Below are 18944 nucleotides of genomic sequence, written 5' to 3' on the forward strand. Positions count from 1 at the left end.
GCGGCGGGCAGCTGGCCGCCGCCGGCAGCGTCCTTCAGGCAGGCAGGGATGAACACCAGACAGGTCGACAGACCGAACCAGGTTATAACCCACAGGGGTGGCCGTCGAACGACAACCTGCACAAGCCTTTCGATGAAGCGCTCGCTCTTCCCGGACGATGCGGTCGCGCGCATTGACCACGTCCGGCAAGGCACGCTTGGGGGGCTGGCGCCTCGTTTCGAGCGAAGCACTGCGCCGTTCGCCGAGCCCTGGTGGGCTAGACGAGCGGCGATGACACGCTGGCCCAGGTCGAGCTTGGCTTTCCGACATTGGAATCGGCCATCCGCTACGCCGAGCAGCAGGGGCTGACCTGCGTCTCCCCGATCGGGCTGGTCGGCAAAGGCCGTTGCCTGCAGCTCGATGAGATGCCTGCACAGGCCGGGAGTTCGACGCGAGCTTTCTCGGATGCTGTGCTTGATCGGCTCGGACTTGCCGTCCTTCAGGAGTGGTGCGGGCGCGCCCTCGACAGTGCGGCCACTCCCGACGATCCTCCGGTTCGGATGGCTGGACATCGCCTATGGACCTGGTCCGCGATCTGACGCTGGCGCTGGAGGCGAAGCGCTCGATCCTGATGAACTAGGCCTAGACCCTAGTACCTGATCGACCAGGCGACCAATAAGGGCATGCCTGAGAACAGTCGGCCGTCGCGTCTCGATGAAGACGAGCAGGCGCTGCTCGCGCTCGAATGCGAGGTTGCCGCCGACGGGGATGGTTCAGGCACGAGAGCCTCGGTCTCAGTGCGACGGCCAATGGCTGATCGGCGTGGCGACTGCCTACTGTCCCGTCTCCGCTTTCCCACGACAATGCGCCTCCGCGTCTCAGCCGACGGCAGCGCTCTCATCGAGGCAGCGAGTGTCGAAATGGGCATGGGCACGGCGACAGTGCAGATCCAGCATGCCGCCAAGCGCCCAAGCCTATGGATCGACAAGGTCTCGTTCGAATAGGTGACATCCTCCTGCCAGGTTCTCTTATCGCTGCCGGCGGATTCGAGCCAAACCGGCAGTATCATTGCCGCGGTACAGCCCGCCGTCGAAAAGCTGCATCGCCGATTGCCCGCCAGCGCGATCTTTACGGAGTTGGCGAGAGCGAAGCTGGCGAGACCTACGCATCGGTTGTCCGAGCTCGATCGCTATCTCGAGCCACGGGCACGCAGTGCCGAGCGGACCGAGTTGACCAAGCTCGAGGCCAGGAACGGCCGTTCAAGGACGATCAAGTGCCGGTCGAGAAAATTTAGCCGCTTGTCGAACTCCGTCTCCCGCATCACCAGCAATACGATCGGATAGTCCGACCAAGCCGGCTGCATGTCGAGCCAGGCTGCCAACGCAGTACGATCAGCGTGAAGCAAAGCTTCCTCGGTGACGACGAGACATCTGGCAGTCTCGAGTGCTGCCACCACCTCATCAAGGGTTTTGCAGATCTGTGTAGAGATCCCGCTTTCGGCGAGAATGGAGGCCGCTAGCTTGGCATCTCGCCCGAGCGGAGCAAGGATTAGCACGTCTCCCTCACGGGCGTTCATGCCCGGTCCTTGTCTTCCAGAAGTTCCGAGGATTTTCCCTCGAAAAGTGGCACGCCCGTCAAAATTCCCCGGAACTCTGCCAGTGGCTCTCCCACAGCAAGACCTTGGCTACCGATCCTGAATTCCCGGATGGTGTCCTCATGCGGCCCAACCCGTTTCTTGACAACAGAGATCGCGCGTCGGAGCCGACCGCCGCTCTCAAAGAACCTAAGCAGCATAACCGCATCGCAGAGGTAAGTGATGTCAATCGGGACGGACATGTTGCCAATGAGCCCGTGATTGGCAAGCAGCAGAATGGTCACAACGCCTTTGTGATTGAGGTAAGTCAAAATTTCATGCATTTGCAGGACAAGATACTGTTGTTCCGCTAGGGCGTTTAAGTATCCGGTGAGGCTATCGATGACAACAATGCGCACGTCGGACAATTCGACGGCCTTTTGAATCAGGGTTGATAGTTCGCCCGGCGACAAATCGGCTGGATCAATCTGTTCGAGGAGAAGCGCCCCTTGGTCAACAAACTTCTGCAGATCCAATCCAACACCGGCAGCACGCGTCAGAAAGATCCGTTTGGTTTCGTCGAATAGGAGCACCAGCACGCGCTCACCCCGCAACAACGCAGCATGGCCATAGGATGAGGCGATAGTGGATTTCCCAACACCGGAGGGGCCAATCAACAGGGTGCTGGTACCCCTAGCGAGCCCGCCTCCCATGAGTGCGTCCACAGAACTGTCGCTGAGGGCTGGGGGACCGTGCAATCCTTCTTCGTGTTCGGCCGCGACAAGCCGCGGAAACACAATCACTCCGCCGGGGCGGATGACAAAATCATGGAACCCACCTCGGATCTCGACACCGCGCATCTTGATGACCCGCAGACGGCGGCGCTCACTGCCATAGATTGGCGATAGCTGCTCCATGCGGATCACGCCGTGGCTAATGGAATGTAGATTGAAGTCGTCATGCTCAGCGGTGAGATCATCTAGAAGCAGGACCGTCGCGTCGTTGAGCAAGAAAAAGCTTTTCAAGGCCAGAACCTGCCGCCTATACCGCAAAGAACCTTGCGAAAGAAGGCGAATCTCCGAAAGAGAGTCGAAAACAACTCTATCAGGCTCCAGCGTTTCTATCTCCGCCAGCGCGGATCGAACGGTTTCGCCGAGTTCCAGGTCGGAAGAGTGCACCAGCGTCTGCAACTGTGATGGATCGAGGCTCAATTCCGGAGGCACAAGTTCAAGGATTACGATGCCGTCGAGGGTCCAGCCGTGACGAGTTGCGACCGCAAGCAACTCACGTTTGCTCTCAGAAAGGGTGATGTAGAGGCAGGTTTCGCCTGCCGCGACGCCTTCGATCAAGAACTGCAGGCCGAGCGTCGTCTTGCCTGAGCCTGGACGTCCTTCGATTAGATGCGATCTGTATCTGGCATATCCCCCGCGCAGGACATAGTCCAATCCTGGTACGCCAGTCGGTGTCGGTGCCGCATCATCCTGGTCCAAGTGGCCCCCTTTGTGGTCTGGTGGACCGCCAACAACGGCCGGTTTTCTTAAAGGTTCCTATGAGGCAATCCTGCGCCCGACGGGCGCTGCGAGTTGTCGTAAAGCCGCTCATCGGTAGACCATCTCGGACGTCACTTAACGAGGTCGCCTGGTGTTCTGCCCGGTCAACAGGGCCGACATTATTCAACTAAACTCAAAGCGTCGCGGTCGCATTAGCTCCCGGGGTTCAGTCGGTTGCTATTGAACGAGCAACAAGCCGCCGCCAAAGCATCCTGGCACTGCCTAGACCGGCAGGCTTCCGATCCTGCCCTACCCGAACGAGCCTGCGAGTGGTAAAGAAGCAGACGCGTCCCAGGATGCAGAATGCAGAGGCAGTCGTGCGCCTCCCAAAGGTGCGACCGCGACGGCGCGTCCTCGCTATTGCCAGGATCGCTCTACTTGCGACGACGACATCGAAGGAGGCGCTGCCCTAAACCAGCGCCCCTTGCCTGCCCCGGAGTACCCTTCCCCCGAACGGGCCAAATACCCAGTGAAGGCTTTTTTGGGGACTTGCGTTGCGCCTAGCTCCCTCGTGCGCTTGGTCGTTGCACATATCTTCCCAAAAACAGCTCGGCGTGATTCCCCCACTGAGCTTTAAGTAGGGTTGGTGTCTTTGACCGATTGCCTGAAGGCTGGGCGAACGAACCTAACGCGAAGGCCGATACGTGACTGTCAACTTTACCTTTGCCTATGAAGGTAAATCTCGAAGATGGGCGGAAAGCTATGCGAGCTCTAAATCGCCGAAGCTCACAACAGCCAGTCAGCGGCTAATCCTTGCGCAAAAGGCTATCGTGGTAAGCGACAGGCTCTATTGGGCTCAGGGGACTAGAACTTGTAGGCGAAGCCTAAGCGAACCTCGCTGGTAGTCAGATCAACAACCCCCGCCGGCAATGCTTTCTTGCCGAAGTCAGTATAGCGATACTCGGCGCGCAGCAGCAGATTGGCCGTCATGGCATAATCCAAGCCCGCGCCTATCGTCCATCCCGTGAATGTATCTCCGAAAGAACTTACGCCGGTGTTACTGCTGATGCCGATGTCTCCAAATGCAACGCCACCCGCGATGTAGGGAAGAAAGCGATCGGCGGCATATCCCAGGCGAAGTCTTGCCGCCCCACTCCAGTTGAGCTCCTCAGTCCCGACGCCGCCCGGAAATGGCAGACCAGGAGCGGCAAATATTTGGCCGCTGCCATCGACATTGGCGGACACGAAGTCCAGTTCCGCACCAATCACGACGTCGTTTGACATCTGATAGTTATAACCAGCGAAGACACCCCCAAGGAACCCGTCAGGGTCTGGCTCAATAAACCCCGGTCCATTATTTTGGTGTATATTGCCATCACTCCAAGCATATCCTGCTTGGACGCCGACATACCCGCCTGTCCAAATAAAAACGGGCGCGGCTTCTCCGACGATGGCGTCGGCAGCAAACGCCGAGGACGCCAGCAGAGACAGCGACAGACCAAGAAGCAGCTTTTTCATAGTGGCCCCCATAACCTGTCCGTTGGTAGCAGAGCTTCCCGGCGCGTGCAGTTGTATTTCCGCCACATTTGACCTGATTCGGGTGCTAGCGCGGTGCGGCTCAGAAAGGGGAGTGGGTTAGCCCAATGGAATACCATCGGTCCGGATGAGAGGGCGTCAAAGGACGGTTGTTCAAACATCACGGAGATCCGTCGGCCTCGGCCGACAAGCGAAGGATCGCACCAACTCGCCCGTGGTGCTGTCGGCGTACTTTTCCTAAATGGCCTCCATTACTGGCGCCGGTCTCGCCGCGGGAGATGACCGGTAGTGGGCGGCCGCCACCATCCCCAACCAGGCACGAGTCCTAGGAAACCCCGCCATGTTGGCCGAGAGCTCCTCGCGGATGATGATCGGATAAGTCCAGGCTTGGCGCGCCGTTTTAAAGTGAGAAGCTGTTTGCCCATCTGTTCGACCTCGGCGGATGAGCGAACTTGAATCCGCATCATTGATCGGGGCGGCCATGGCACGGCGCACCGCGCGTGCTCATTCGGCGATAAGGTCGATCGGCGCTTTGCTTTCCCGGCTTGCCGATTGGCGGCCTCGTCAAGCTCCGCCTCTGCTAAGGGGCGCTGCACCCGGCCCTTCTAAAGGCTGTCCGTCGAAGCCCTGTAGCCAGGCCTCGGCATGCTCGTGCCAATACTCAGGCACGGCGCGTTCCTTGCCATCCTTGCGCGCCTGCTGGCCATACATCCAGGCGTAGGCACAGGTGATACGCTCCTGATCATTCTTTGCGACGACCATCTTACTCATTCCTCGCGAAAGTTCTGCAATGTAGCGTGCCGCAAATCCTCCTCGCCTCGCAAATGCTTCACACGGCCGATGATGCCGGGCTTGACCCATTGCGTTGCCGGCCGCTTCATGCCCTTGGGCGCCGGTCGCACATGCTCCTGGACGCGTTTCCACAGCCGTTCTCGGATTGCTCGGCTGGAATTGGTGAAGGTAGAACCGACACACTGGCCGGTCTTCCGATCGGCCATCAAAGCGAAGGCTGGCTTGCCCGGCTCACGTTCGACGCCAAGTACCTCGTATTCAGCCACCGTATGGCATTTTGCTTTCACCCAGTTCATCGATGGGCCGCTCCGGTATATACGGTCATTGCGCTTCGACACCATGCCCTCCAGCCCAGGCTGCTCGACAAGGTGGAAAATGCAGCATGGCCGGGCAAAGGCTGATAGAAGTGGATCCTGGTGTGCGGCGGGATCAAGTCGGCCAGGATGTCGCGACAGTCTTCCAGCGCCACATCCCGAAGGTCATGGCCGTTGAGGTGCAGCAGATCAAAGGCTACGAAATAGAGGTCATGCTGCCGGCTGGTGATGGCATTGCGCAGCGGGCCGAAGTCCGAGATCCGAGCCTCGTTCAGCACGATGATGTCGCCGTTTAAGGTGGCGTTTTCGACATTGAGGTCGCCGGCTGCCTTGGCGAGGTCTCGGTATCTGGCCGTGCAGTCGAGTCCGCGCCGCGTGAAAATCCGCACGCCGCCCTCATCCTTGGTGAACTGAGATCGATAGCCGTCACACTTGACTTCGCGAATCCATTCTTCGCCCTCGGGAGGCTTCTCAACCAGGATCGGCATCAGCCGCTTACTGAACCTTCAAACCCATACACAGCACTCACGAACCGCAGTTCAATCAGTTTTGGCTAAAATGGTTGCGGAACCTTTACCAGGGCGGGATGTTGCAGCCCGCATGACAAAGCTGTCCGAGCTTGGTCCGCCTATTCCCGGCAAGTTGCACAGCGCCCAGCATATTGAAGAGCATCTGCACTTCTACAACTGCACGTCCCTGTGGCCAAAGGGTTGATCAGCGCGATCTGCGCCAAGTCTTCTGGCATGAGCGGCCCGTTCATGAGCCGCTGGAGCCGGAGCCTGGAGGCGAAGGTGATCGCATTTCCAAAGCGGAAATAACAAAGCCCCACCAGCGGCTGGCCAGGCGACGAAGGCTTGTCGCACTGTTTGATGGAGACGTGAGGCAAACCCCGACATTGGCCAGTGCAGGCCCCCGACCGTGCTCTTAAGAATGGTGGAATGCGTGCCTGTGGATAGCAGCGGCTCATTCACCATATGCCGGCAACCCCATTGTAGGCGCCGCTGATGGGCATAGCGTGGAGAAGCGCCGTTGCAAGCGCATCCCTCCGCGCCGGCGTGCCTCCAAGCTCAGCTGACGTTGCCGTATAGACGACCGGGGCTTTACGCCGCCGCCCGCTTGCCCGGTCGTCTGCCCCTCTTTTGCGCATCTTCGTTCGCGGCTACAGCCCGCCCGCTCCATGATGAACGATGGCGTCGAGCACTGTTTCGTAAACGCTGCCGGTCTCCTCCTCAATTTCGGTGCTACTGATCCCGATCGCCTTCGCGTCGGCGAAAGGCTTTTCAATCGCCTCCGCAACCGTAATCACGTCTGAACTGGCGAGGCCTGACAGATTGCTGCTTAGCCACCTGTCGAGGAAGTTGACGCCGCGAGTGCTCATCGGGGCATAAGCCGCCGAGAGATGTTACGTTCCGCTCATTGATGCAGCCGCCAAAGAGCGGCCTTTGCGGAATTTCAGGCTCCAGTAACTTTCGAGCCGCCGCTATCACGGCGAACGATGTTGCGAAGGTGGTCCTTGATGGAATCCATGCTTCAGCTGCCTGTTAGCGGCGAAAGCATGATGTTCACTTCCATACGTCCGCTACCGGTAATTCTCGCCGGCGACGGACACCCACGCCTTTAACGTCAATAGCGGAGGCTATTAGCATGGACTAATCTTCTGATAGGTCGCAAGATGCCCTCCATTGAGGGGAACCGGTGAGTTGGCGTTGTGATTTTGGTCGTAGAGGATGAGCCGCTGATCCTAATGGATATCGAATCCGGGTTAGAGGACCTGGGTTCGAGGTCGTTCGTGCGAAAAACGCGGAAATTGCGATCGAGGTGTTTGACACAGACCCGTCGAATATCCGCGCCCTGGTCACTGACGTTCGTCTCGGGAACGGAAAATCTGGATGGGAACTCGCCAGATATTTCCGCCACGCCTCACCAGCAATGCCAGTTGTCTACGTCAGCGGTGACAGTGCCCCCCATTGGGCTGAACAGGGCGTCCCAAACAGCGTCATGATTTCAAAGCCATTTGCCGTCGTGCAGATTGTAACGGCACTAGCCACACTCCTTAACCAGCAGATGCCGCGCGACCCAGGCACGCCCACCTAAGTGCAATGTCACTGGTGCAGTAAAAGAGCCCGCTGGCGAGAGCTTGCGGGCTTTGAACACATTCCACTTATATCAAGGGACCGGTGGCGGCGGCGGGACTATCGACGCCCCCGACCGGGCAGTCACGGACGACAGTCGCTCGCGTTTGATCAGCCCTGGGGGCTCCTCGCCTTATCCGCGGCGGCGAAACTGCGCCGAGCTAGCGAGCCTTGTCAGCCGCCTGCGATCAAAGGGGAGAGCGCAAACCGGCCGCGTCTATTCACGGCAGCGGCGGCGTCTGAAGACAGAATCAAGGCAATTGCCGGACCTTGGTGACCAATGCGGAGAATAGAATGCCATTCGGCGCCATGGAAATTGTGCCGAGATGAAAACAGCATCAAGAAAGCCCGCCGCTCCCGCGACGGGCCTTCCATAGGGCGTGGCACATCCCGTCGGAATCGACCACTGTATGGTTAACCTCCTCCCTCGAGTAGTGTTTCGGGCACGAAAAAGCCCGCTGGCTGGAGCCAGCGGGCAGGGTCACTTGGGAAGGCCGCAGGAGTTGGTGCGGCCCGCTCCCGATTTGCTGCGAACCGATATTAACCTATCTGGATTTTGAGACATGCGACAGAACGCGAAGAAGTGGACATGTTCCCCCACTAACCTTCCCTTTCCAACGATCTGCCTGAACGGCGAGTGGATCGCCTTGCTTGCTGGATCGCTCAAGTCCGCATCTTTTTCGCTTTGAGCGACGAGTTCGTTTTGCTGAAGGGTCACGTACTCTCGACGCGCGAGTGCCCTCCTTAATCGGGAGCACGTGACATTATCGGAAGGCGAAATGCAAAAGATTGTAGCTGCTGTTGGGATATCGCCTGCTGCATCCGCGCCGCGTGACTTGGGCTAAGGAACAATTTCCCGCCCGCGCGAGTTGCTAACGCAGTAGGTTACACATCACGATAAGGCGGCCATTCTCATGCAAAAGATGGACGACACCAAAAAGCTGGTTAACCGCTTGGATGAAACGCAACGCCGCATTAAGGAAACTCAGGAGATTATCGAGCAAAACCAGCGGCTTATAAAGCGATCTCGTAAAATCCTTTCAAGTGCAGCCCAGAATTTCGGCGATGCTCGGCAGGGCTAACTATCTCACTTCGGAAAGCACACCTGGCGATTAGTCGGGTCATTTCTGTCGGAGTTTGATTGCGCTCCCGACCTCGACAACGCTACCTCACACCAGCATCTACCTATATTGCCGCCGGTTGGCTCGATGAGCAGCGCGTCCGCGGCACGGCCCCAGCGGAAGATGCAGCACTGTCGCCACGACGCAGAACCGAGGTCATTGCGACTTGAGACCCGTGCTGCCGTGCTTCAAGACCCAGGGGGCCTTCAAACGAGCAATGGCGCGGTGCTCGTCGTTGAACGATCATAGCTATGCAATGGAGCCGCCAAGATCGCGCTATCATCGCGACGCGGGGCGCGATCACGCTGCGGGGCGGGCAAACTGTCCACCCCCGTTTTTGTTGGCCTCAAAGGCTAAAGTTAGCCGCCCATCTTTTTCGCCATAGCGCAGAAATCCGCATGCGCCTTGTTAAGCGTAGTATCGCCGCAGTCTTTCAGTACCGCCTTCTGTTCATCGGGCTTCATGGACATCCAAGCGGTTTTGAAATCCGCCTCCGACCTCAACGTTTTCATGCCTGCATCGGTGAAGAACGGCGACATCTTCGCCGGATCGTCGAGAGCGGATGTGTTGTTAGCGGCAAGTGCTGAACCACTCATCATGGCAAGCGTCACCACGCCCATTGTGAGCATCTTGATGTTCATTTGATCCTCCGTGTGGTGTTGAAGTGACCACAAGAGAAACGTGCATTTTCCAACTGGGTTCCAGCGCATAGCCGTTGAAAACCTAGGATGATAGGCTGCTCGGCGATGATAGGAAATTAGCGACTTCAAACATTGTTACGCACATCCGCGATCACCACGAAGCGTCCGCAGGCGCTATCGGCCGTGTTCAGCAGGGCCCCACCAACCTTCCCAAAACGTACTTCAGTCGCTCCGTTTCAGTGGGCCAGATCATAGCTGTCTCCGACTGGAGTGATACGCCGTCTCGTTTTCGTTGCCTCACTGCATCCATCAGCTCTCGTGTCGCTTGAGCGACCTTGGCGACTGGGCAATGGACGCTGTAGACCGGCCGGGTTGCCGGGCTTGCACAGATCTGGCGCAACACACTGCAAGGGAACGGCGGCTAGACGATGCGGTGAAGCACCCCCAAGGCCCCATCATTCCCGTTCGCTCCGTCGGAAGTGAGGGCGTGAGCAAAGGCGGCCGCCTAGAATACACCGCCAATGCCGATGCCCCCGGAAATGTCGGGTGGGGGAGCCGCGGGAAGTCTCGGCGCGGCTGGCGAGCGTTTTGCAGTCATCCCCCTGGGGGTGTTGCGCGACGGGGCGGCATCCGACGCCACTTTAGCCGGCTTGGCCTTGACGATGACCGGTTGCTTGCAGATTCTGCCTGAGCGCAGAAAGAGATCGCCGAGCAGTCCGACGCTCGGCTCAGTCGTTGCTGCGACCTGCTTGGTGTTTTTGTAGTAGTCAGTGAGAGCACGAATTGAGCCCGTGCCCCAATCCCCATCAACCTGCATCCGGTAGCAGCCCAGGCGACGAAGTTCCGTCTGAATGTTGCGTGCAAGATCGGCCGTCTTGTCCTTGTCCCCCACGCCCGCGGACGCGCCGATTATAAGGGTTTCGAGACCGGAGACGACACTTTGGCGAGCGTCTTCAACCCCTTCAGCGGGCGACAAATTGGCAACCTGAGTGCCAACAGGCTGCGCCAAACTGGATGACGGTGCGGGAATCTCGACCGACCGCAACGTCTGTCCAACGATGACCACGGCTGTTTGCAGGTCATTTGAGGCAAGTTCGACCTGCAACCTCTTCTTTGCTGTGGGGTCTGCCAGGATGCGTGAAAGGCTTGCGCTCAACTGTCCCGGATCGAGCACCTGTTGCTCGGTGAAATAGAACTGCTCGCGCAGGTTGGATTGATCCCAAGGCACTTGACGGCCGACCGTCAGCGCCTCAGTTTCGTTGCGCACACGGATCATCATGTCCGAAATGCTGAGCCCGGGGATCTCGACATTCTTCAGCAGTGCGGTGGTGAACGGGCTGTTTTCGCCGCCGCCATCTGCCGTGACATTTCCAGGCTGAGTGGCAAAGGCAACGAATGTATTTTCACCGACTTCAACTTGCGCCAGACCATTGCTCGCGCCGCTGCCAGAACCGAGCGGATTGTTGCGGCAGGCGTCCAGGAATATGAATGTCTGGCGGTCGCGTCGCGCGAACCGCGCGATCACATCATTTAGCTTGATGGCGCTGCCCGTCAGTTTTTCCAGGCTTTCAGGATCGGGCGTATCAACCGAGAGCAGGTAGTTTTCGCCATTCAGTTGGACGCCGTGACCGGCATAGAAAATCAAAACGGCACTGGCGCTCGGTAACCGCGCTTCAGCGTCTTGCAGGAGTTTGGCAAAACCTTTGGTCGAAAGATCGGTCCCAGTCAGGACTTCAAAATTCAGCCGCTTCAAGCTCCCTGAAAGCCTTATGGCATCGTTTGTTGCATTGGGGAGATGCTCAAGCCGGGTGCTTTGATAGTTCGAATTGCCAATGACGATCGCCAGCCGGTTGCGTGGTTGCGGCGACGCGGTCTGTTCGACCGCCGCGCGAGCGCCGGCCGAGCCAAGGAGCATCAGAAGCAGAAGCAGCGGGATACGAAACAAGAGTCTGAGGCGATGGGTCATGTCAGCATGCTCGGTCCGGCCTGCGTCAATGTTGATCTCGCAGCCTTCCAAACAGCGCACCACGACGCAAAACGCAATCCTGCCCGAGCGTCTGGACCTGCGCCCCCAAAGGCCAGCAGATTTTTATACCAAGAATCGTATCAAAGATAGGTGAAAGGGATTTGTATGCGCTCAGTCGCTGGATTGTGGAGGACAAAATGCCAACCAAGATCAACCTTGCGCTGCCGGTTTATGGAGCCGCTTACAAAAGCGTGTTCGTCCGCAGCCTGTTCGCAGCCCTGACCCACAAGAGCCTGTCCAGCTACGCCTTCACGCTGTCCGAAATCGAGTACACGGATATCCCATTTTCCCGGAACTATTTGCTGACCAATTTCTACTACAACAAACCGGATTGCAGCCACATCCTGATGATCGACAGCGATATGGGCTTTTCGCCTGATCTTATCGCCGCGATGCTGGCGCTTGAGAAGCCGGTGGTCGGCACTTTGTATCCTCGGCGCCTGATCGATCTCCGCAGACTTCACTCGCTGTCGAAACTGCCCTTCGAAAAGGCCTTTGCACGGAGTCTGGAGTTCGTCGGAACCATCATCGAACCCCGCCAGGAGATGAGCGGCTTCGTCCGGGTGTCGCTATGCGGCACGGGCGTCTTTTTGGTGTCCCGCGACTGCGTCACCGAGATAATCGAGAAACTTCCGGAAACGGTGAACCGGTCTCGCTACAAAAACAACAAATACACCGCACAGTTCGACAGCTTTCTGACGCCGTTTTCAAAGATCGTGACGCCCGATGTGGATTTGCCGACCGATTTTTCTTTCTGCCACCGCTGGGCGCAGCAATGTGGCGGCGAAATATGGGCGAGCTTTGACCGCAAGGTCGCCCATGCAGGAGATATGACCGTTTCGGCAGCCTATTCTGAGCTGTAACAGTCTCCTCTCACGTTGATGTACTGCCATGTCAGCAGTTCGATCGGAGTTTTCGATAGTGACCTTGTCGCCACATATGGCGTTACAATGGTCTGAGGGCGAACGCCTTTCCATTGCCATAGGGCAGCGCGCCGCGTACACTTCCGGTCAGCAAGGCATCGAACCCACCAGATGGGTCGCCGAGCGATTTTAATAGCCTAATTTGTGACGGTATCGATTTCTCGTAAGTGAGGTCGAATGAGAGTGCCGCGCAGGGTTTATCAACTGGGGGGTGTCCCGTTGCTTGCGTTAGCGGCAGCGTCCACGTTCCAAATGTCTGGCGCGGCAGCCTGCACCGCCACCGCCGAGGGCGCCTCGACAACAGTCGGGTCTGGCGTCTCCGCCGTAACGACCTTCCAAACGACGTCGGTCACGGCCTCGTGCAACACAGCCGGAACTGTCCAGGACTTCGGCGGCGTATTCACGACGGGGTTCGAGGGTTACCAAGGGCAAGACAACAGTTCGTCGACTGTCATCGTCAACGACTATGACGGCAATGGCGACGACGTTGTGAACATCGTTGGCGGCATCCTGAACAACAGTACGGCGACACCCAGCGTAAGTGGCCTGCCGCCGATAAGCTCGGAGGTAACGACCTCCTTGCAGCCGGGCACGGGGACCATTCAACTCCTTGGCGGCAACGACCGGTTCGACATGTCCGATGGGGTTTTCAACAGTGAGCCGTTTGCGCCGCAAGTCGATGCCAATCTCGACACTGGTGCGGGCGATGACACGGTCACCATCCACAGCGGCACCATTCTGAGCGTCTCCCTTGGCGAAGGCAACAATTCGCTGGAGTTGACCGGCGGTGAAATTGGCGGCTCAGTCATCGGTGGCGATGGCGCCGACACCATCATCATAGGACACGATACAAGCTTGGCCGATGGCGACGGCGGCATTGTCGCGGGTTCTGTTTTGACAAATGGCGGCGCCGACAGCGTCACCATCAAGAAGGGCGCCATTATTCACGGCGATTCGGAAGGAGGAGGTGCCATCGGGCTTGGCGACGGCGACGACCACTTCACCATGACCGGGAGCGTCCTCGACGCTAGTCTGAGCGGTGACGATGGCAACGACACGCTGGCTATCAGCGGTGGCACGGTCCACAGCGCCGTGACCGGAGACGCAGGCAATGATACGATCACGGTATCTGGTGGCACCGTCGACGGCAATGTCAGCGGCGGAGCCGGGTTCGACCAAGTTTCGGTTTCCGGCGGCACCATCAAGGGTGGCATCGACGCAGACCACGTCCAGCTCTCCGGCGGAACCATCGGCGGTGACATCACTGGCCTTGGACCCGACACGCTGATCATCAACGGATCCGGCGCGGTCGATCCGCTCAATCTGAGCGATCACGTTCTTTTCAGTGGAACCAATGCCAATGGCACCGTCACCGATACCGACCTTGCTGCCGGCGGCAAAAGCCAGAATTTCGCAGGGTTCGATAGTTTCTCCGCCGACCATTCCACGCTCCGTTTCAGCGGTGGCACGCAAGGCATCAACCAACTCAATCTCGGCAATGGCTCGACGCTGTTCATCAACGGCAACGTCACTATGCCAGGTTCGATCATCGCGACGAATTCGCTGATCAACCTGACGGACGGTGCCGCCGATGACGTGTTGACGCTGGGCGGCCTCACCCTCAATGGAGCAAGCATCGGCCTCGACATCAATCAACAGACGCTGCAGTCGGATCAACTCGTCGCCAACGCATTTTCGGCCACCGGGGTCAACACCATCATCGTCAACCTGCTGGGCACGCCCCAATTCACGCAGGCGACCGATATTCCGATCATCGTCTCGACCGGCGGGCCGATCGCCGGGATTTTCAACATCCAAGGCACTCCAGGCACCCTGGGCTCACTTTTCACCTATGCGATCGTCACTGGCCCGAATGGGGGCTTGTTCCTGCGCGCAACGCCGGCCAATTTCGGTATTGCGGCGGCGCCGATCAGCGCCACCAACGCCGGGGCGGTCACGGTGGCAATCGATGCTCTCTACGGCATAAACCGCGACGCGATCGATGCTGACCTCCCCCTTTCGCCCGCATCGGGATCCGGAATGGTGCCGGTTTCGTCCAGCTTCGGCGTCTTTGCCTCCGGCCAATTCGCTCATAGCGAGCATGACGGCTACACTATCAGTGGCGGCGGTTTGAATGGCCCCGGTCCGAGCTTCGATGCCAATGATTTTTCGGCCGCGATCAGCCTGGATTTCAATGCCGCCAAGCATTTCCAGTTCGACAATGAGTATGGTCTCAACATCGGTATTTTCGCCGGCTATGCCTCGACAGACGTCAACCTTGGCGCGTTCCGTGGATTTGACGCCATAGGCGAGGGCACCAACAAGGCCGGCATGTTCGGCGGCTACGCGCTGTTGCGCAAGGACGCCAATTACGCCCTGGTCTCCGCCTCCGGTTTCTTCGGCGGAAGCGACGTGACCAACGGCGTGCTCGGCACCACAGGCAGCTATGACACCGAGGGCTATGCGGTTACGGGATCGGTCGGCCACATCTTCACCTTGGGCGAGCGCACCCGTTTCGACCTGCGTGGTGGCCTGCTTGGCGTGTCATTCCGCGGCGATTCCTTTACCGACAGCGGCGGCAACCAGTTCGGCAAGAGCCGGCTTTCCTTTGGCGCGTTTAAGATCGAGCCTGGGATCTATGGCGACTACAAGCTAAGCAACGGGATGGTGTTCAGCCCCTATGCACGGGCCGAATTGCAGCAGCGTTTCGGTTACAAGAACACGACCGAAATCGACACCAGGACGATCTCCTTTGACGATGCCGATTTTTCCGCGGCGCTGTCGGCCGGCTTCAACCTGAAGGTCTCGGAGTTGACGACCGTCAACGGCGAAGTCCGTGGTAAGGTGTCGTCCGACAGTTCCACTATGGGCGCCAAGCTCGGACTGAAGGTCGCCTTCTAGTCGCGTGACTCTGCGATCCGAATGAGTTGGCGCGGCGCGCGCATTCGCGCCAGCATTTCGCCACTGCTACCAGATCGCCACCTCCCACTGCTCATTGAGCCGCGCGAACCGATTGCTCGGCCTGCGGTGTCGCACCCGGGTGAAGGCGCAGGGATCAGCCGGGCGCTTACGCGTTGGAGGGAGAGGACGGCCCCCATGGTTCGAGCGCGTCCGTCGAGAGTGAACGCTGGTCCAGCACTGCTCAAGGGTGAGCGTATTTGTCTAGCGTCGATCCAGAGAACGAACATCATACGATACGAGTTACGGATGGCGCTCCTTTGTTCGTTGATTCTGTGACAGTGCGGAGAGGAATTGGGCTGAGGCTCGCCTGACGAATGAGACGCCGTTTCGGCCGGGATGCGAGCCGACAGTCCAAGCCGCAAAGGTGGCGGGCACATTGAACTGGGATGATTTCAGATTTGTGCTCGCGGTCGCCAAGCACGGCACGCTCTCTGCGGCTGCGCGTCATTTGCGGACCACGCAGAGCTCCGATTGGCGGCGAAGGTGCGTTGATTAACGGCGTCCGTCCATGCATTGTGCTTCAAGATCTTAGATTGCGCGAATGCGTGACCGCGAATCCCATCTCGGGCTCTATTCGAACAAGTAGGTAAATCCTTGCGCCGAGGCGCCGACGATGACTTTTGTCATCTTCTTGCCCTCGAGCGTGCGATTGAGCACGCTGCGGCTGAGTTCCGGCAGCAGCGTGTTGGTGAGAATGGCGTCGATCATGCGCCCACCAGATTCGATCTCGGTGCAGCGCGCCTTGACCATGTCCATGACACCCTCGCCGATCACCAGCTCTGCTTGGTTGCTGGCTTTGAGACGCCGCGCGATCTTGCCGAACTGGTGTGTGGTGATCGCCTCGATCATCGTGTCCGAAAGCGGGTAGTAAGGGATTGTCACCACGCGGCCGAGGAAAGCGGCCGGAAACACTTTCAGCAGCGGACCGCGCAAAGCAGTGTCCAGATCGTCGATGCCGGTGCGCAGGGTGCCGGTCCTCGTGCGGTCCATGATGACCTCGGAACCGACATTCGAGGTGAGCAGGATCAGCGTGTTCTTGAAGTCGATCCTGCGCCCTTCGCTATCGTCCATCATTCCCTTGTCAAAGACCTGGAAGAAGATCTCGTGCACGTCGGGATGCGCCTTCTCGACCTCATCGAGCAGAATCACCGAATAGGGCTTGCGCCGCACGGCCTCGGTCAGGATGCCGCCCTTGCCATAGCCGACATAACCGGGCGGCGCGCCCTTCAGCGTCGAGACCGTATGCGCCTCCTGGAACTCCGACATGTTGATCGAAATCAGGTTCTGCTCTCCGCCATAGAGCGTCTCGGCCAGCGCCAGGGCTGTCTCGGTCTTGCCGACGCCCGAGGGGCCGCAAAGCAGGAACACGCCGACCGGCTTTTCCGGTGCGCCGAGACCGGCGCGGCTGGTCTGCACGCGCCGCGCGATCATCTCCATCGCATGGTCCTGCCCGACCACGCGCTCGGACAAGGTAGCCGCGAGCTTGAGCGCTTTCTCGGTCTGGCTGGACAGCATCCTTCCGGTCGGAATGCCGGTCCAGTCCTGGACAACCGCCGCCACCGCGTTACGGTCCACCGAGGGCAGGATCAACGGCGTCTCGCCCTGCGCTGCGGCGAGTTCCGCCATCAATTCGCGAAGCCGCGCCAGATCAGCGGCGGTATCGGGCGCAGGAGCAGGCTCGTGGGCAGCCTGTGTCCTAGGCGCCTCGCCCGCTGGCGCGTCGACAGCTTGCCCCGGAGCTTCCCCGCTTTCCTGCGCCTCAAGGGGCATGCCCTCGCCACGGAGTTTGGCGCGCAGATCGAGAATCGCGCTCACAAGCGCCTTCTCTCGGTCCCAGCGCTCTTGCGCTGCCGCAAGCGCGGTCTCGGCTTCCGCCAACCCGGCCTTTACGCGCGCCTGTCTGTCGGTCACGTCGATGCCGATCGCCGCCTCGCGGGAGATGATCCCTTCCTCGACCTCGAGCGCCTGGCGACGGCGCAGAATGTCCTCGACCTCGGCAGGCGTCGCGTGCTGCGAGATGGCGACGCGCGCGCAGGCGGTGTCAAGTAGGCTGACCGCCTTGTCGGGCAACTGCCTGGCCGCGATATAACGGTGCGAAAGCGAAACCGAGGCCTCGATCGCCTCGTCGAGGATCTGCACCTGGTGGTGCTGCTCGAGAACGCCGGCGACACCGCGCAACATCAATACGGCGACCGTTTCGGAAGGCTCGTCGATCTTGACGACCTGGAACCGACGGGTCAGCGCCGGGTCCTTCTCGATGTGCTGCTTGTATTCGGCCCAGGTCGTGGCGGCGATGGTGCGAAGCTCGCCGCGCGCCAGAGCGGGTTTGAGGAGATTGGCGGCGTCGCCGGTTCCCGCCGCGCCACCGGCGCCGATCAGCGTGTGGGCTTCGTCGATGAACAGGATGAGCGGGATCTCTGACTGCTGGACCTCGTCGATGACGGCCTTCAGCCGCTTTTCGAACTCGCCCTTGACGCTGGCGCCCGCCTGCATCAGCCCGACATCGAGCATGCGTACGCTGACGTTCTGAAGCGCCGGCGGCACGTCGCCTTGGGCAATGCGCAAGGCAAAGCCCTCGACGACCGCCGTTTTGCCGACACCCGCCTCGCCGGTCAAGATCGGGTTGTTTTGCCGGCGCCGCATCAGGATGTCGATGATCTGGCGGATCTCCGCATCGCGTCCGACGACCGGATCGATCTTGCCGTCGCGGGCGCGCTGGGTGAGGTCGGTGGCGTATTTGGCGAGTGCCGAGTCGCCCCCCCGGCCCCGATTCATCGACGTTTCGGTGGCAACTGCGGCAGGCGGTGAGCCGGCTTCGAGAGAGCCTTCGACCACATCCGAAAAGCGGGCGATAACCCCATCCGCGTCGATCTTGTCGAATTCAGCGCTGATCTTCGAAACTAGACCTTCCAGCACCGGTGTCTTCAGGCATGCCAGAAGAATATGCGCGCTGCGCACCTCCTCGACCCCAAATTCCAGTGTGGCCAGGTTCCAGCCTTCCTGGATGGCGTGGAAGATGTGATCGGAGAATTCCTCCAGCGAGGTCGCGCCATAGGGCAGCTTGTCGACGGCACGGGTCATATCTGCCGTCAGCCGGCTGACATCCAGCCCGGCATTAGCGACGATCATCTGCACGTCCGAGCGCTCAGATAGCACCAGTTGCTGGACGAAGTGGACCAGTTCGACATAAGGGTTGCCGCGCAACTTGGCCGTGTCGGCGGCGGCCTTGAAGGCGCGCACCCCCGTGGGATTGAGCTTCGCAACGAGTTCCTTGCGCTTGAAACTCTGCGACGACCGGCGCTGTTCCATTCGAACCTGCCCCCGAAATCTGCTGACCCTACCCTGCCACAGAAGCGGCTGCTTGACAAAGCCATGTGACGAGCGGGCCCTTTTGGCCCGTTCGGGCGGCACCTTGTCGTTACACAAGACTAGCAAACTCCCGCTAGGAACCAGCAC

14 protein-coding genes are annotated in these 18944 nt (G+C 59.4%); 4 read left to right on the forward strand and 10 right to left on the reverse strand.

Features of this window, described 5'->3' with window-relative positions:
- The first annotated feature begins 662 nt into the window (after positions 1–662).
- Positions 663–983: a hypothetical protein gene (locus tag LB557_RS06625; RefSeq protein WP_181166507.1), complete on the forward strand. Its 321-nt coding sequence runs from the start codon at positions 663–665 to the stop codon at positions 981–983.
- Between the two features lie 185 nt (positions 984–1168).
- On the opposite strand, the gene LB557_RS06630 is transcribed toward LB557_RS06625, so the two are convergent.
- The 7 genes from LB557_RS06630 to LB557_RS06655 all read right to left on the reverse strand — a co-directional run bounded on the left by LB557_RS06630 (position 1169) and on the right by LB557_RS06655 (position 7062).
- On the reverse strand, positions 1169–1555 hold the full coding sequence (locus tag LB557_RS06630; protein ID WP_224643170.1) for a hypothetical protein: 387 nt from the start codon (positions 1553–1555) through the stop codon (positions 1169–1171).
- A complete protein-coding gene (locus LB557_RS06635; protein WP_224643171.1) occupies positions 1552–3042 on the reverse strand; it encodes an ATPase domain-containing protein in 1491 nt (496 codons plus the stop codon). Before LB557_RS06635 ends, LB557_RS06630 begins: the two co-directional genes overlap by 4 nt.
- Positions 3043–3906: 864 nt before the next feature.
- Positions 3907–4560 carry an outer membrane protein gene (locus tag LB557_RS06640; protein WP_224643172.1) on the reverse strand — a complete coding sequence of 218 codons (654 nt, stop codon included), beginning with the start codon at positions 4558–4560 and terminating at the stop codon, positions 3907–3909.
- Positions 4561–5142: 582 nt separating this feature from the next.
- Positions 5143–5340, reverse strand: coding sequence for a hypothetical protein (locus LB557_RS06645; protein WP_140824493.1), 198 nt, complete (start codon positions 5338–5340; stop codon positions 5143–5145).
- A gap of 5 nt (positions 5341–5345) precedes the next feature.
- Positions 5346–5666, reverse strand: a complete 321-nt coding sequence (locus LB557_RS31735) for a hypothetical protein (protein ID WP_318013340.1) — start codon at positions 5664–5666, stop codon at positions 5346–5348.
- Positions 5663–6172 carry a hypothetical protein gene (locus LB557_RS31740; RefSeq protein ID WP_318013341.1) on the reverse strand — a complete coding sequence of 170 codons (510 nt, stop codon included), beginning with the start codon at positions 6170–6172 and terminating at the stop codon, positions 5663–5665. Before LB557_RS31740 ends, LB557_RS31735 begins: the two co-directional genes overlap by 4 nt.
- A gap of 671 nt (positions 6173–6843) precedes the next feature.
- Positions 6844–7062: a DUF768 domain-containing protein gene (locus tag LB557_RS06655; protein WP_140620012.1), complete on the reverse strand. Its 219-nt coding sequence runs from the start codon at positions 7060–7062 to the stop codon at positions 6844–6846.
- 1668 nt (positions 7063–8730) lie between these two features.
- Here LB557_RS06655 and LB557_RS06660 point away from each other — a divergent pair.
- Positions 8731–8898, forward strand: coding sequence for a hypothetical protein (locus LB557_RS06660; RefSeq protein WP_181166506.1), 168 nt, complete (start codon positions 8731–8733; stop codon positions 8896–8898).
- 398 nt (positions 8899–9296) lie between these two features.
- On the opposite strand, the gene LB557_RS06665 is transcribed toward LB557_RS06660, so the two are convergent.
- Positions 9297–9578: a hypothetical protein gene (locus LB557_RS06665; RefSeq protein ID WP_224643173.1), complete on the reverse strand. Its 282-nt coding sequence runs from the start codon at positions 9576–9578 to the stop codon at positions 9297–9299.
- A gap of 505 nt (positions 9579–10083) precedes the next feature.
- A complete protein-coding gene (locus LB557_RS06670) occupies positions 10084–11544 on the reverse strand; it encodes a caspase domain-containing protein (RefSeq protein ID WP_224643174.1) in 1461 nt (486 codons plus the stop codon).
- A gap of 197 nt (positions 11545–11741) precedes the next feature.
- Here LB557_RS06670 and LB557_RS06675 point away from each other — a divergent pair, with 197 nt between their 5' ends.
- Both LB557_RS06675 and LB557_RS06680 read left to right on the forward strand, forming a co-directional pair.
- Positions 11742–12467, forward strand: a complete 726-nt coding sequence (locus LB557_RS06675; RefSeq protein WP_140620019.1) for a hypothetical protein — start codon at positions 11742–11744, stop codon at positions 12465–12467.
- A 312-nt stretch (positions 12468–12779) separates the two neighbouring features.
- Complete coding sequence (locus tag LB557_RS06680; RefSeq protein ID WP_224643175.1) at positions 12780–15428, forward strand: autotransporter; 2649 nt, start codon at positions 12780–12782, stop codon at positions 15426–15428.
- 630 nt (positions 15429–16058) lie between these two features.
- Here LB557_RS06680 and tssH read toward each other — a convergent pair.
- Positions 16059–18797, reverse strand: coding sequence for a type VI secretion system ATPase TssH (tssH, locus tag LB557_RS06690; protein ID WP_224643176.1), 2739 nt, complete (start codon positions 18795–18797; stop codon positions 16059–16061).
- Positions 18798–18944 lie beyond the last annotated feature (147 nt).

Origin of the sequence: Mesorhizobium sp. BR115XR7A (assembly GCF_020165315.1) — a bacterium.
Taxonomy (GTDB): Bacteria; Pseudomonadota; Alphaproteobacteria; order Rhizobiales; family Rhizobiaceae; genus Mesorhizobium; species Mesorhizobium australicum.

Coding starts and splice junctions, on each gene's coding strand:
- LB557_RS06640 (WP_224643172.1), bottom strand. CDS start 4,560: ATGAAAAAGCTGCTTCTTGGTCTGTCGCTGTCTCTGCTGGCGTCCTCG.
- LB557_RS06645 (WP_140824493.1), bottom strand. CDS start 5,340: ATGGTCGTCGCAAAGAATGATCAGGAGCGTATCACCTGTGCCTACGCC.
- LB557_RS06675 (WP_140620019.1), top strand. CDS start 11,742: ATGCCAACCAAGATCAACCTTGCGCTGCCGGTTTATGGAGCCGCTTAC.
- LB557_RS06655 (WP_140620012.1), bottom strand. CDS start 7,062: ATGAGCACTCGCGGCGTCAACTTCCTCGACAGGTGGCTAAGCAGCAAT.
- LB557_RS31735 (WP_318013340.1), bottom strand. CDS start 5,666: ATGAACTGGGTGAAAGCAAAATGCCATACGGTGGCTGAATACGAGGTA.
- LB557_RS06630 (WP_224643170.1), bottom strand. CDS start 1,555: ATGAACGCCCGTGAGGGAGACGTGCTAATCCTTGCTCCGCTCGGGCGA.
- tssH (WP_224643176.1), bottom strand. CDS start 18,797: ATGGAACAGCGCCGGTCGTCGCAGAGTTTCAAGCGCAAGGAACTCGTT.
- LB557_RS06660 (WP_181166506.1), top strand. CDS start 8,731: ATGCAAAAGATGGACGACACCAAAAAGCTGGTTAACCGCTTGGATGAA.
- LB557_RS06670 (WP_224643174.1), bottom strand. CDS start 11,544: ATGACCCATCGCCTCAGACTCTTGTTTCGTATCCCGCTGCTTCTGCTT.
- LB557_RS31740 (WP_318013341.1), bottom strand. CDS start 6,172: ATGCCGATCCTGGTTGAGAAGCCTCCCGAGGGCGAAGAATGGATTCGC.
- LB557_RS06665 (WP_224643173.1), bottom strand. CDS start 9,578: ATGAACATCAAGATGCTCACAATGGGCGTGGTGACGCTTGCCATGATG.
- LB557_RS06680 (WP_224643175.1), top strand. CDS start 12,780: ATGTCTGGCGCGGCAGCCTGCACCGCCACCGCCGAGGGCGCCTCGACA.
- LB557_RS06625 (WP_181166507.1), top strand. CDS start 663: ATGCCTGAGAACAGTCGGCCGTCGCGTCTCGATGAAGACGAGCAGGCG.